Origin of the sequence: Prevotella multiformis DSM 16608 (genome assembly GCF_000191065.1) — a bacterium.
Lineage (GTDB): Bacteria > Bacteroidota > Bacteroidia > Bacteroidales > Bacteroidaceae > Prevotella > Prevotella multiformis.
In genome coordinates, this window is the sequence record NZ_GL872282.1 from 610447 (window position 1) to 624476 (window position 14030).

The window sequence follows — 14030 nt, forward strand, 5'->3', positions numbered from 1 at the left end:
ACTGACCCATATTAATCACATTTAAATGATAAACATGGTAAAAATTAAACTTTTATTATTGGCATTGCTATTTGCGGCAATACCTAATTTCCTTTGGGCGTATACAAAGGACAAGGTTGTCACGTTTGAAGGACTCAGCTACAAAGTCCTGGAAGAAGATGGTCATGGCAAAGATCCTAAATTGATGTTTGTTGGCACAACGAAAACTGGACATGTGGATATTCCTGCTACAGTAAATGATGGTAGGGGAATAACTTTCAAGGTTACAGAGATTGGAGCAGAGGGTGATTATAACTGTAAGAATGTTACGTCAGTTACAATGCCCGAATCAATAGTGAAGATTAATGATGGCAGTTTTTCTGATTCTAAAATTACGCGAATTGATATTCCTAAGAATGTAGCTGAAATCCAAACAAATGCATGGATAAAGTTATCAAAAAATCCAGAGTGCCATGTTGCTTCAGAGAACCCTAAGTTTGAATCAGATGAAAATGGAGTACTCTACACAAAAGGTAAGACAGAGTTGCGCACAGTTCCTTATAACATTATGAGCAAGGTGGGCGGTGATACTTATACCGTAAATATAACTGTAAAGTATATAACCAAAGCTGCTTTTCGCGATTCTGAAAATCTGAAAAAAATTAAATTACCTACAACCTTAGAAAAAGTGGATGATTTCTGGCCTACTATTGCTTCAACATCTACGTTAGAGGCGTTTGTTATGGATGGTGTTGGTACAAATTACCAAGTAGTAGATGGAGTTCTTTTCACCAAGGGACCTAATAAATTGATTCGTTATCCACACGCAAAGAATCAGGCAACATATACAGTTCCTGCAGGAGTTGCTGGAATTGCTGGTAATGGCTTTAGTGGAACTCCTTCCCTAACTGATATCAATTTAAATGAAGTGACAAAAGTGGATGTCTCAGCTATTGCACACCTTCCAAACCTAAAGAAGATTACTCTTCCTAAGAATCTTAAGAAGGACGGATTAGTCCAGGGTGCTTTCGAGAACTGTCCTAAACTTGAGGCTTACGCTGTTGCACCTGGTAATCCCGATTTTTCTGCAGAAGATGGTGTTCTCTTCTCAGCTGATAAAAAAATACTTTATTTTTATCCGATTGGAAAGAAGGATAAGTCTTATACAATCCCTAATACGGTTGAGGAAATTGGAGATAAGGCATTTCAGGGCGCAAGTTGGATAACCTCTCTGGTGATTCCAACTAACGTCAAGAGAATCAAGGGTGAAGCTTTCCGTCAGAATTACAATCTTAGCTCAGTTGAATTCAAAGAACCATCCAACCTGACGAAACTTGAAAATTATGCATTCTGGACTTGCCCTAAACTGAAAGAGGTAACCTTGCCTTCTTCTATTGATAAAATAGGCAAATCGTTTGTCGATTGTGATATTTTGGAGACGATTAATGTTCCAAATGGTTCGAAAATAGAAACTATTGAAGAAGATGCTTTTAAAACCAACAAAAATCTGAAGAACTTCAATTTTAAAGGAACTTGCCCTCTGAAAACAATCAAGGCAAATGCATTCCAAGATCTTAAGAATTTTGAAACATTCAATTTCCCTAAAACGGTAACAAATATCGAACGCAACGCTTTCACTGGTTGTGCGAATATGAAGACCGTAAAATTCGATGAGAATGCTGATATTGAAAAAATTGGAGAAGGTGCTTTTGCTGACTGTGGTTTAACAACTATTAGTCTCCCTGAGAAGGTTAAAGAAATTGAAAAAGAGGCTTTCCTTAAGTGTAAGGCTCTTGAGGTAATCAATATTAAAAAATATACCACCCGCATTGACCCAGAAGCATTTAAATACTGTGATAACCTCACAGATATTAATATAGATAAAGAAAATACAGTATACTCAAGTATAGATGGTTACTTGCTTTCTCCAGATAAGGAGACTCTTATTCTCTTCCCTCCAGGCAAAGCAAACAGCAAGTTCACCTTGCTCCCTCCATCTATTAAGAAGATTGGTGACAACTCTTTCTTAAATTGCGAGAAGCTGACTAACGTGACCATCCCTAACAAGGTGAAAGAAATTGGTCGACGTGCTTTCGGTCTCTGTAAGAACTTGAATACTATCACTTTCCTCTGCGACGATATGATTGATCCAAGCAAGATTAATCAGGCACAAAATAACATGTCATTCGATGATGGTTCTCAGGCTGATGATATGTTTAAGAACATAACTATCAACGTTCGTAAGGAACTTTATGATCAATATGCCAACAATGAATTCTACAAGAAGTTCAAGGGTGGTATTAAAAAGTCATTCTTCGTAAACGATGAGGAATACATTGCGATGTCTGATAAGAGTGTGAATATGCTCAAAACGAAGCGTGAGGATTATACCTTTGTACTTCCTACAGAAATCGAGCACGAGGGTAAGAAGTATGAAGTAAACTTGATTGGTGATTATGCTTTTGAAGGCGTAAACAATAAAATTAAGGAAGTTGTTGTTAAGAAGAATGTAGAGTACATCGGTGCTAAGGCTTTCGTTACAAACAAGGACAAGAATAACCTTCAAAGTACTGTTGAGAGTGTGTTCTTCATTGAGAGCGAACCTACTGCAAAGATGTTGAGTACTACTCGCTTTGAACTCGACGAAACAGGCACCAACTATAACGAGTTTGCACCTACAACTAAGGTATATGTAAAGAAGTCTGCACTTCCAATCTATAGAGAGAAATGGAATAAGAAGGTTTATGACCGTGCTATCCATAAATTCAAAGAGAGTGAATTCAACTTCATCAGTCAGATTGACTATAAGATTCCTGTTAAAAAGTTCATCACAAATAAGTACGGAACATTTGCTCGTGAGTTCGATACAGACTTCAGTGCTTACAAGGCAGAGAATAACAACACCGATGTTGCAGCTTTCGTTTCTAAGAGAACAGATATAAAGATTGGTAACGGTGACTATGGTATTTCTACATATCACGTAAGTATGACAAGTGTTGACGTTAACGGTGGTGTAAGAGGTCACTATGGTTATGTACCTGCTGAAACAGGCGTATTGCTGAAGGTTCTTGACAAAGAGGCTACACCAGCCGATTTCTTCTATACTATCGGTGAGAAGGATGATGTAAAATATACCATAAATGGTAACGTCATGCGTGGTGTTACTGTAAATTCACGCAGTGTGTCACCTACTGAGGAAGGCGGTCCTGTTTATGTGATTACAAAGAAAAAAGGTATCTTTGAAAAGCTTACACAAACGGTACAGTTCCCAATCCATAAGGCTTATGCTTCACTTGGAAATATACCTGCAGGAGCTAAGGTTATGTTCTCATTCTCTGACGATGACTCATCAACAACGGGTATCATGTCAGTTGATGCAGAGAAGCCTGCTGATAATGTTTACTATAACCTCAATGGCCAGCGTGTAACCACACCACAGCGTGGTATCTACATCCAGAACGGTCGCAAGGTAATTGTTAAATAACAACAAAGGAATTATGGAAAAAAAGAAATATATTATCCCAGTAACAGAGGCTGTTCGCATGAAGAATGAACACCTCATGCTGACTGCCAGTCCTGGTGTAGGTGGAAACTACGATCCAAATGAAGAGATTGGAGCAAAGGAGAACAACATGTTTGACGAAGAGACTGCTAATGAGTGGTCAAAACATAGCGTTTGGGAAGATTAACCCATAGCTATATAATTAGAAATTACGCGGAACGATAGGGTCATCTATACGTTCCGCGTTTTTTATTATTGATGTCCGATTATTTGGAACCACCAAATAATTCGACGACAAATTTACAAGAAAATTTCGATTTCCCTGCTCCGTACCCATGCATTTATTATACAAAGACAATGGTCGTAGAAAAAAACTCCTCTCCAACTTGCTCACTTGTCAATAGTTATACCGGCTGCAAAGATAACTAAAGTTTCCGAAACCCGCAAGAAAAAAACAGAAATAGATGTGGATATGGCGTGCAAACGAACGCACGTTCCCACATCACACGCTTATTCCTTTTCTGTCATAGACGTATTATGTAATCATTCCGCAGTAACAAGGCTTTTTAATGCTCAGCTAAAGCTTCCCACTTAACAGGGACAAGTGTCATAAGTCATTGAAACAAAATGGGGAAGAAGAAATGCCAATTGTTTTTCTTTGTATATTTGCACGTGTGATCAATTGTTATGCAGAACATTGACATTTCTTCTGTGAATACAGACATACAACAGATTTCAGACCTATCCAAGGTTCTGAGTGATAAAAGTGCCACGAACGACAGGATATTGGTCCCTTTTGGGAAAGTTTGTTCTTGGAAGGACTCTTTCAAAGTTTACCTGCAGGGTATGACCGTCCCAAAACGGATGGTCTTGCAAAGGAGGACAAACTGCAAGATAAAATGCAGAAAAGACAAATGGATACGATGCCTGTCCGTCAGCCTGTCTTTCCGTCTTTTACACACAATTTATTTCCATATCATCGGTGTTTGTAAACATTTTTATGCAGCTCAAAGCTGACACATGCTCTTCTGGCTTCTAAAAGATGCCTGATTGACCTGCAACAGGTGCTCCTTTAGCGTGTTACCAACGCCCTTTTGAAGTCCAATCAAGCACCTTTTGTAAACGGCTTAATAACCGACTGATTGACTGCTTGTCGCAAACCTGCTTTTTGTACGTATTCTTTTTATTTGCAGATGATTTGTTTGAGATTATGTAATGACTTTTCAGAATCTTGTCTGTGTTTCCAACGTATTGAAATTGAAAAGGTCTTTGTATCGGAGGAGGAGGACAGAATGGACAGTTGACGGTCTTGGCCATGTTTTTGTTTAGGGAACCACCTCGGGTCTTCCGCTAAAGCTATACGGAAAGCATCCATGCGTTTAACGGAAGAACCATTCGGGGGTCTTCAGGAATCTGGCGTGATGAGGTCTGTCCCGTGCGTTGACGACTTTGATGAAATACCACACAGAGGCAGGGAGCGGAGGTAAGCCCCTATAACGGAGGCAACGTCGGTGCGCGGAGGAGCAAAAAAAAGAGAGGGTGTGTCTGTTCCGACACACCCTCTCGGGAAGTGAGGCATTCTCCGCCTATCGCTCTATTGCCTTGATGGTCTTTCCGTTCGACAGCCTGATGACGTTGACACCCTTTGCCGGTGCAGAGAGGCGGTTGCCATTCAAGTCATAACGTGCTGACTCGGAGACGTTGTAAAGCTGATCTGCGGTCTTGATATCCGATGTAGTAATATCGAGGACATCGTATCGGCTGCCCAAGACAACTTTCTTCTTCGTGATGGTCTCCTTGAATTTCGCAACCATCTCAGCAGGTACATAGATGGAGAGCTGCGTGCGAAAAGCTGTAAAGACAGACTCTCCGAACTCCGGGATACCCGTACCTGCGAAATGAACAACGGCCAGCTTCTTCGCACCGAAGAAAGCTTTCTTCTCGATACCGGAGACGGCTCCCTTGAAGTTGACGCTTACCAGGTCCGCACAACCCGCAAAGGCCTGCTCCTTAACGGACAACCCAGAGGCAAGAGACGTTATATGCGTCAGGCCAGCGTAAGCAAACGCGCCCTCGCCTATGTTGGTAAGTCCTTCAGGCAGGACAAGCGTCTTCAGGTTCCCGGCATAGGCGCAGGCGTTCGCTTCGATATCGGCGATCTCGTCCGGGAACTGTATTGTCGTCGCCGTGCTGCCGGTAGGGTAAGCAACGAGAGAAGTCCGGTCCTTGTTATAGAGCACCCCCTCAACAGCAGCATAATCATCGCTTTCCTCCGATACAGAGAATGCCGTCACGGCCGTCTTGTAAAAGGCGTTCTCCCCTATATCCGCCAATGTCCGGGGGAACTCGGAAAGTGTGGAAAGGGCGGAGCAGCCCTCGAATGCGTGCGCCCCGATCTCTTCCAAAGCAGACGGGAACGCTGCCGACGCGAGCTTTTCGCACTGTGCGAAGGCGTAATCCCCAATGACTGTTACCGCCTCAGGGATGGCACATTCTGCCAGAGCCGTACAGCCCGTCAGAGCGGACTTGTCTATCTTCTTTGCCGAAGCAGGGAGCTGGATCTTCGTGAGCCGGGCGAGCTTATAGAACATATAAGGAGGTATGACATCCTCTTCCACAGGCTTATAATACTTGGTTGACAGACCTTGCTTTATCGCGCAATAGTTCTCTCCGCCTTCAACGACACGTACCTCCGAGAGGTCCAAAGAGGTCAGTCTGCCCTCCGTCTGATCGTCCTCCTTGAGTCCTTTGCCTGCCATCTGGCGCAGGAGAAGGATGTCGGTCCCGTCGATTTCGCCCGATACCTTCAAGTCGGTTATCTGATACTTCCTGGCAGCAGGAATATGCTCTGCGAGCTTCCCAGCCACTGTTGTCACTGTCAATGACTCCTGGGCATGGACGGTGAAACACGCACATGCCAGTGCAATTACGGTCAATACTTTCTTTGATGTAAAGATCTTCATTTGTTTCCGATTGTTTTTTATGTTTTTAAAACAGATGCCTCAGGATTCCAAGGATCACCTTTTCTCATAAGGAATAACGAATTTATAGCCACGGCCACGCAGTACGACGTCCTTCTCCCGGACCTCTTCAACGTACAAACGATGCGTCCCCTCTTTCAGTCCACTGCTACTGAACTCGTCTGGATAAAGCATTGAGAGCGAGACCGAGACGTACGTTCCGGCAACAGGGTTGACGACAGCCGGGGTAATCTTAACGACCTTCCGTGAAGAATAAGGGCGCGCTCCGTTACAGAGCCAGACACCCACGCCGGGGCGGCGGACCGCCATCACCGTGTTCATCTGCGCATAGAGGCTGTGCGAAGTGGTGCCATACACTCCCACGCAAGCGGCTGTCCCCTCGCAACGTACCGTCACTTTCAACGTCTTCTCCTGCCTGTCCTGCGAGATGACCCGTATCTTCGCCTCCCCTTCATAGTGTGCCTGGATCTCCAGGATATTGGTCTTCGCATTCCATTTGACGCTTATCACTTTATCAGGGTCGTCCACTTTCAGGTCGGCAATATCGCCCCCGCCATTCAGACTGACGAATCTGCTTTCATCCCGCGGGAAGAGTCTTACCTCCGACTGACTGATGCTGATTTCCGGAGCAACCACATGGATGTCTATCCGCCGGCGCACATCGCCGGAGATGATGGTCGCATAGGTGTTTCCCTCCAGGATGCCGTTCACGCGCAGGGTGTCCTTGCTGACACTCACTCCCGCTACTTTTGAATCGGCGACATAAGAGACATATTTCCCGGTACCGCCCGTCAGCAGGAACATACGTGTGGACAGTTTCGTGAGCGAGACTTCGTCCGGATTCTCTCCGCTAAGCTGTATGTCCTTCGCTTCCTGCTGATTGTCTTTGTCGCAGGCTGCAGGCAGGATGCTGCAAGCAAAGAGTAAGAAAAGATATAGCTTCTGTTTCATAACGTCTTAATCTACCATCAGTTTATATTCAATCTCCCACTTCCGTCCGGGCGTTTCCACAATCTCAATCTGCAGAATATGCTGTCCCTTCGTTGCGAAGACAATCTTTCCGTCAACCGGCGTAACCGGCGTGCCGTCTACCTGATAAGCAATGGCCGCATTCGGATCAGCCAGGTCGTGATAATAAAGCGGCAGGCTTCGAGGACAGGTTCCAGCCTCTTTCACCCAATACAAATAAGGTATGCGTCCTTCTTCCTCAACGCCCATGTTCATGCTTTGCGTCTGCTGCGTGACAGCGTCAGAAGGTTTCGACTGCTCCGCCCCTTTGACACTCTTCACGCTGAACCTGTGAGAACTGCCGGGTTCGAGCCCCTCGACGATGAATGACACAGCCTTGGTTGTGGCAACAGGCTGCCCGTCCACCAGCACCTGATACTGCACATCCGTATCGGCAACAGGCCTCCATGAGAGTTCCATCTCACGTTGCTGCGGATGCGCCGTGAGGTTAGAAGGAGCCTCCAGAGTGGCCGTCCCCGTTCCCTCCTTTGTCATTTTGAAGGAGATGTCATCGATGAGGACGAACCCGCCCGACTCTGCCGACTCATAGTCATTCTCAATATACAAGCCCACACCGGCACGGTTCACTCCCGCCGGCGCTTTGAATGTCATGGTCTTCTTCTGCCATTGATCCGCAGACGTCCGGACCTTGTCTTTCTCGCGCGAATCCTTCTTTATGGATGTCAGGTCACGATACCAGTCCACCGTCACGGTGATGTTCGGACGTTTCAAAGAGCCTTTGTACCAGTAAGTAAGCTGGTATTCAGCACCCGGTTCCACCACGATGTGATAAGGATTGAAGTCCTTGTCGCGTGAGAAGAAAGAGCCCCCATTGGGATAGAGTTTTATGGCGTAAGTGCCGTCATGGGCATCTTTTGTCCTCGAGTAAGCCAATGAGGAATTGAAGTACCAATACTTCGGTTTGAGATAAGGGTCATAATAGTCAGGGGCTTTCCCCTCGTCTTCTTCCTCCTCATCGCCCGGCTGCTTCGTCTCAGGAGGATATTCTTCAAATCCTCCATTGGGTATCAGTTCGTGTCCTATCTGCCCTTCCGCCGTATAAGAGAAGGACAACAGGCAGAACAGAAAGAGATAGATTTTATTTGTCATAGGATACGTGTTTATTGATTAAACGGATTGATGTCTGCAAGCGTCAGACCATAGTGCCTGCCGATAGCGGAAGCTATATTGCGCAGCGACCCCCCGGTCGTCTCCGGTGCCAGAAGCCGCTGCTTATCCCAGAGCCCGTCCCCTGCCGTGAGCTGACTGATATATTGTCTCACCTCTTCATAACCGAGGTGTGGCTTGCCGGAAGACTGTACGGTGAACTGCAGACCATATACCGCTCCGCAGCCACGGGACAGGAACACAAGGGCGTTCCGGGCGTCTTCATCGAGATTGACACGGGTGATTTCACCCACAAGGAACGTCATGGCCTGTACGGCGGCGACCTTTGACAACTCGCTTCTAATCAGCCGTAACTGCTCATGTACATCGTCATAACGATACTCCGTGAGCGACTGCCGCCCTCGTGCAAAGGCGTTATAGATCCTGATGCGGCTCTCGCGCAGCACAGGCAGGCCGCTTGTCTGGATCACAGGCAGCCAATACTGATAGTAGCCATAAGCCAGGTCCCAATGGTGTTCAAGCTCCGTGTAATTGCGGCCAGGCAGCAGTTTCGTCTGCTCATGGTCGTGCCGCAGACGGCCGTCATTATACAAGCTGTCATTGAGATGCACGTTCAGCACCTTGTCAAGGTACACGCCTCCCCATACGATACCATTAAACAGTTCTGCCACGACAAGCCCTTTCTCGTTGACAAAGGCGATGTTGACATCACCGATGTTCGTACCCACATAGCCTGCCACTCCCCGTTCCGCACGATGGTTGCGGGCCGTCCCGGGACTGGGCTGGGACAGACCGCTCAACCGGCCCGTAGTGGTGAAGATGTCGTCAATATCGGCCAGGATGTGTCTGCGGTCGGCCCTGTGCAAAGGGGAGGCTGCAATCTCCTCTATGGGTTTCAAGCCGAACTCGCCATTGCGGAAATAGTCCTGTACCTTCGCCATGTTGGCCGGATACATGATGGCGGCAATCTTCAAGTAGCTGTTATAGATATAGTCCATGGGGTCGCGCAACAAGCTGCACTCCAGGTAATCGACGCTGCTTGCCCCATTGCGTTTAAACTGATAGACAGGATCAGGGACGGTCGGTTCACGATAAGCCGACTCCACCGTCTCCCCCTCCCATTGGCTGCATGCGGAGAATGCCAGCGGCAGTAAGAACACTAAAAGATATTGGATTGACTTCTTTCTCATCTTTTCTCTATTATGGAAGGATAATATAACCACAGAAAGGAGACTTTATCTTGTCGATTCCCTCTTCGTTCTGATGCTGGTTGACTGTGAGCGGCTTCACGATCGTGAGCCCGTCTTCTGATACGGCAGAGATGGCCGCCCTGATGGAAGAGCCACGGGGACCGACGCCGTTCACGCAGATATACATGGGATAACCGGAGCGCGCGGTAAAGGAGAGCTTATGCTCTTTTCCATTCGCCAGGAAGGTCGTCGCCGTATCATCCCGACGGCTGCTCGCAATGACCTGCAGCTTTTTATCGGGCGAAATGTACCTCACCGTGTACCGGGAAGAGATGTCGTTATCCGGCACGAGCTGTCCCAAGAGGTCCACCTCCGTATAGGAACACGTGAGCGTAACGGTGTATTCCCGCACGTTATCGGCGATCTCCACACCCGGATACACATAATCCGTAACAGGCGCATCGGGATTCCCGAGCTGTATGACCTGGTCTTCGTATGAGAGCTTCGGCTTGTCTATTCCCTTGAAAGGAAACAGTTTGCCGTAGTCTTCCTCGGCATAGTCTTCACTGCCTCTTGTGCAACTCGTCGCAAGAAGCAGTATGCCTATCAGCATATAATCAATTATTTTCTTCACCATGATTGATATTTTTATCAGCTGTCATTATCTATGTTCCGTCATCGGACTAATCAGTCGGTTCGTCCCAGATCTCGGCTTCCAGACCTGTAAACTCACCTTCGGGATGCAGGTGCCTGCTGACAAGCCGGGTGGTGCGTGACATCGGGTCGTAAACCGACACCAGTTCGGCTGTGAAGCGGTCGCCCTGCCGCTGGAAGTCGAAGAACATCGTTTTACTGTCGTAACGCAGCCCTGACCGGAAGGTGATGCCCTGCTCCGTGCCTGCATAACCGGAGCCTAATCCGGTCATCTCCTTGGCCGGATAGCCCGGAACAGGGTTCTTCTTCTGTGTGAAAAGGAAGAGGTAATACCGCTTCGCAACGATCTCCTTCAACAGAGCCTGGTTGGTCTCCACATTGCGTTTGATGTATATGTCGCTTTGAAAGAAGGTGCGCCCGCCACGATGGATACGCAGTTGCGGGTTCTTCATACGCTCGAAGAACGCCCGGTTCTCATACGCTTTCTGCACGAAGGAGGTCGTCTCCTCCGGTGCTTTCAACTTCGAGAAGACAATGTATTCACGTGCGGGTTGAAGATAGGAGGCCGTGCGGAAGACAAGGTCGCCGTCCTCGTTCCGCCCCATATAAAGGAAGTCTGAAGACCCTTCAAAGCGGTCGTTGACCAGTTGATGGATATAGTTATAGGTGGAGAAGGTCAGCTGCGTGAAACTGTTCCGGCCCACGACATACTCGCTCGTCATCGGCTGTGAGGCGGTCTGCTCGGTATAGTCGGCACGCATTACGACTGTGTTGTCGTCCCTGAACTGCATTGTATAGCAGTCGCCCCCATAGCCATAACGCCCCCTGAAAGCCTGTTGCGAGATCAGTTCCGACGGGTTGGAAAAGAGCAGGGAGTCGGTCTTCGGGAAGTAAAGGACACGCCATCCGTAAGGTGCCTGGACGAGTTCCTTTTTCAAATCAGCGATGCTCTCCTTGTTACGCTGTGACGGACTCTTGTCGAACACATCGTCATTGGCGGTGCAAGCCGTCAGCAGGCAGACCAGCGCAAAGAGGCAGTATTTCATTCTTCTGTAATTCATCTCTGGTGTTGTTTAACGTAAGCATTGATTCTCCTAATGCTGATTACCTGCATTTGCTTCAGGTCTATATGCCAGTTCTTCAGCACATATTCGTCCACAAATGACTGTTTCTCAGTAAACTCCTTGTAGGCCTGCTTTGCCTCTTCTGCATAGCGGGCGTTGACCTCGGGATCGATGTCTGTGTCGGGAGTCCGGGCTGAAACAGCAGCATCGTACAGCTCTTTAGGGGTACTGGTGAGCGTGGCGCTGATGATTTCGGCAAAATCATCTTCGGGCGAGAGGAAGCCTAACATGGTGTAAAGACCGCGTTTGTTGGCATAGGAGTCAAGTCCGAACCGCTCCTTCCCGGTGCGTGCATAGCTCAAAGGGGCGGCCAGAGGCTCTGTCGAACCCGTGTACCGCTGTCCGCTGATCATCGAGAACCTGTCGCGGTCATAGGCGATGTGCAGCATCAGGCACCTGGCCAACTGATGGTGGACGCTGCGCATCAGGACAAACACCTTGTCGTTGTCAGCAGGGTTGAAATCGTCTACGTGATAGACACACATCTCCTTCGCGGTGAGCTGGGGATTGTCCAGCCGTTCCACACCATGCGTATCCGGGTTGCCGCCTCCATACAGGTACAACCTGACGGGAAGCCTTCCGGGCAGCAGTTTCTCCCCGCCCGTCTCTTTCAACCGATAGGTCTCCAGGCCCATCGTCCGTACAGCCTCAAGCACCCTGCGGACGTTCTCCAGCTTCGGAGGATAGATGAAGGTGCCTGTCGAGCCTGCGTTCTTTTCCCATCGATAGACCACTTCTATTCCATAAGGAACCGTGATATTCTCAATGATCCACTTGTCCAGTCCGGTGGCTGCGATCTGTTTCTTTCCTTCGTCGATGACGCTTGTCTCACTCAGTTTCTCGCTGTCGCAGGCAGCAAGAACGACGACTGCGGACAGGAGAAGGATTGTCTTTATCTTTATCATCTTACTAATCTGTTTACTTGTTCATCCTACTTATCGCGGCAATTGCTGACGATCACGGGGGTTGGGGGCAAGCCCCCGCTGGATGGCTTCCGCCGGTATCTGAAGCACTTTCCGGGGGTCGTCTTTTTCCAAGGGGAAGTAATAGGCACTCTTCGACGAACGCTTCACAGCGATGTGGAAGCGGCGTATGTCGAACCAGCGCAGACCCTCCTGATAGAACTCCTTCTGGCGGAAGTCGAGTATCAGCTGCACCATTGCAAGCTGCTTCAAGGTCATCCCGTAGAAGGGGGAATACCGGTTGTACCGATTGCTGTTAGTCGATGTGTACACTGCCCGTTCGACGGACGGCATGAAGCCGAACTTACCTTGCATGTACTGCAGGTAATCGTCAATGGCATGGTCGTAGTTCCTCAGCATGGCGTAAGCCTCCATCCTGTTGAGGAGCACCTCATCGACGGTGAAGAGCGCATTGGTCACATAGATGCCGCGCGGCTTGGTACCTGTCTGCTCCGAACCGGCCAGTTCGTCGAACTTAGCCATATACCGTCCTGTGATGGTGGGAGCCGGTGAGGAGGTGAAGAGGTAAGTACCGACAAAATTCATCTTTGCGTAGTCCCCGCCCCCTTCGATGCCTCTTTTGGCAAAGATGTCATCGACCGTGTTGAACGTAGAGCCATATTTCTCATTCACCACCGAACGGACCCAGCGCGATTCCGTTGCCGTCAGCAAGAGGTTGGCAGGTTCATCCACGGCCATGTACCGATGGTATAGGTTCTGTGGAGAAAACTCCATCTCATCAGCGTAACGACGCCATGACCGGAGCTGGCGCTTCGGGTCGCTCCCCAAGACATAATCGGCATATTCAATCACATTCCGCCATTCCCCTTTCATGAGATAGAAGCGGGTCGCGAAGGCGTAAGCGGCTTTCTTGTTGAAATGGAACTTAGGGTGTGCATAATAGTCATCCGTCACCAGGGACACACCCAGGCGCAGGTCTTTCTCTATCTTATCGTACACCTCATTCACAGTCCCGCGGCCGTAATCCACCAAGGCATGCTTCTCCGGCTTCGTGATATAGGGTATTCCGGGATTATCCGAAGCCCCGCCATAAGGCTCCGCCCATATATTCACCAGCATGAAATGCAGGTAGGCACGCAACAGGAAAGCCTCTCCGTACAACGCCTTCACACGCTCCGTCTTAGGGTAGCGGCTTAACAGTTCCAATGCCTTGTTGGCCTGCGCAATGCCCTTGTAACACGCATTCCAATAATTGAGAGGCGTATCCAAGTCCTCCTGATCATAGTCTTCCCAGAAGAACATGGCCTCATTCAGTCGTGTATGAACGCCGTTCGCGCGTTCCTCCACATCATCCGTCCTCGGTTCAAGAAAGGGTATGTAGCTTGCTTCGGGATAGGCGCCCGTGAGCAGTTCGGCTATCTTCTTTTCCGAGTCAATATCGACATCCAATTCCGAATCGGGGCTCTTGTCGAGAAAGTCGTTACAGCCGGCAAACAGAAAGCCGGCGGCCAAAAGCAGCAGTGATATGTATTTCTTCATCT

The 14030-nt window shown here is 48.2% G+C and carries 10 protein-coding genes; 2 read left to right on the forward strand and 8 right to left on the reverse strand.

All coding sequences use genetic code 11. From position 1 onward, the window contains the following. The first annotated feature begins 25 nt into the window (after window positions 1-25). A complete protein-coding gene (locus HMPREF9141_RS02525) occupies window positions 26-3463 on the forward strand; it encodes a leucine-rich repeat domain-containing protein (RefSeq protein ID WP_007366873.1) in 3438 nt (1145 codons plus the stop codon). Window positions 3464-3476: 13 nt separating this feature from the next. Next, window positions 3477-3668: a hypothetical protein gene (locus HMPREF9141_RS02530; RefSeq protein ID WP_007366874.1), complete on the forward strand. Its 192-nt coding sequence runs from the start codon at window positions 3477-3479 to the stop codon at window positions 3666-3668. A 1399-nt stretch (window positions 3669-5067) separates the two neighbouring features. On the opposite strand, the gene HMPREF9141_RS02540 is transcribed toward HMPREF9141_RS02530, so the two are convergent. From HMPREF9141_RS02540 to HMPREF9141_RS02575, 8 genes are read right to left on the reverse strand one after another with little or no spacing between them, the layout of a single operon-like run. Continuing rightward, window positions 5068-6444, reverse strand: a complete 1377-nt coding sequence (locus HMPREF9141_RS02540) for a leucine-rich repeat domain-containing protein (protein WP_007366876.1) — start codon at window positions 6442-6444, stop codon at window positions 5068-5070. 54 nt (window positions 6445-6498) lie between these two features. Further along, entirely contained in the window at window positions 6499-7413 is a 915-nt protein-coding gene (locus tag HMPREF9141_RS02545) for a hypothetical protein (RefSeq protein ID WP_007366877.1), read from the reverse strand. Window positions 7414-7419: 6 nt separating this feature from the next. Next, window positions 7420-8580 carry a fibronectin type III domain-containing protein gene (locus HMPREF9141_RS02550; RefSeq protein ID WP_007366878.1) on the reverse strand — a complete coding sequence of 387 codons (1161 nt, stop codon included), beginning with the start codon at window positions 8578-8580 and terminating at the stop codon, window positions 7420-7422. Between the two features lie 11 nt (window positions 8581-8591). Continuing rightward, a complete protein-coding gene (locus HMPREF9141_RS02555; protein ID WP_007366879.1) occupies window positions 8592-9788 on the reverse strand; it encodes a DUF4856 domain-containing protein in 1197 nt (398 codons plus the stop codon). A gap of 10 nt (window positions 9789-9798) precedes the next feature. After that, the gene (locus HMPREF9141_RS02560) at window positions 9799-10425 is read right to left on the reverse strand and encodes a hypothetical protein (protein ID WP_007366880.1); all 627 of its coding nucleotides are present in this window, start codon (window positions 10423-10425) and stop codon (window positions 9799-9801) included. A 46-nt stretch (window positions 10426-10471) separates the two neighbouring features. Next, entirely contained in the window at window positions 10472-11503 is a 1032-nt protein-coding gene (locus HMPREF9141_RS02565) for a DUF4302 domain-containing protein (RefSeq protein WP_007366881.1), read from the reverse strand. Further along, complete coding sequence (locus tag HMPREF9141_RS02570; protein WP_007366882.1) at window positions 11500-12471, reverse strand: putative zinc-binding metallopeptidase; 972 nt, start codon at window positions 12469-12471, stop codon at window positions 11500-11502. The genes HMPREF9141_RS02565 and HMPREF9141_RS02570 overlap by 4 nt, the downstream gene beginning before the upstream one ends. A gap of 30 nt (window positions 12472-12501) precedes the next feature. Further along, window positions 12502-14028, reverse strand: coding sequence for a RagB/SusD family nutrient uptake outer membrane protein (locus HMPREF9141_RS02575; RefSeq protein WP_007366883.1), 1527 nt, complete (start codon window positions 14026-14028; stop codon window positions 12502-12504). Window positions 14029-14030: the final 2 nt, after the last annotated feature.

Bases quoted from the DNA above. Each gene is read 5' to 3' on its own strand.
- HMPREF9141_RS02540 (WP_007366876.1), bottom strand. From the start codon at position 6,444: ATGAAGATCTTTACATCAAAGAAAGTATTGACCGTAATTGCACTGGCA.
- HMPREF9141_RS02560 (WP_007366880.1), bottom strand. From the start codon at position 10,425: ATGGTGAAGAAAATAATTGATTATATGCTGATAGGCATACTGCTTCTT.
- HMPREF9141_RS02570 (WP_007366882.1), bottom strand. From the start codon at position 12,471: ATGATAAAGATAAAGACAATCCTTCTCCTGTCCGCAGTCGTCGTTCTT.
- HMPREF9141_RS02525 (WP_007366873.1), top strand. From the start codon at position 26: ATGATAAACATGGTAAAAATTAAACTTTTATTATTGGCATTGCTATTT.
- HMPREF9141_RS02575 (WP_007366883.1), bottom strand. From the start codon at position 14,028: ATGAAGAAATACATATCACTGCTGCTTTTGGCCGCCGGCTTTCTGTTT.
- HMPREF9141_RS02565 (WP_007366881.1), bottom strand. From the start codon at position 11,503: ATGAATTACAGAAGAATGAAATACTGCCTCTTTGCGCTGGTCTGCCTG.
- HMPREF9141_RS02550 (WP_007366878.1), bottom strand. From the start codon at position 8,580: ATGACAAATAAAATCTATCTCTTTCTGTTCTGCCTGTTGTCCTTCTCT.
- HMPREF9141_RS02555 (WP_007366879.1), bottom strand. From the start codon at position 9,788: ATGAGAAAGAAGTCAATCCAATATCTTTTAGTGTTCTTACTGCCGCTG.
- HMPREF9141_RS02545 (WP_007366877.1), bottom strand. From the start codon at position 7,413: ATGAAACAGAAGCTATATCTTTTCTTACTCTTTGCTTGCAGCATCCTG.
- HMPREF9141_RS02530 (WP_007366874.1), top strand. From the start codon at position 3,477: ATGGAAAAAAAGAAATATATTATCCCAGTAACAGAGGCTGTTCGCATG.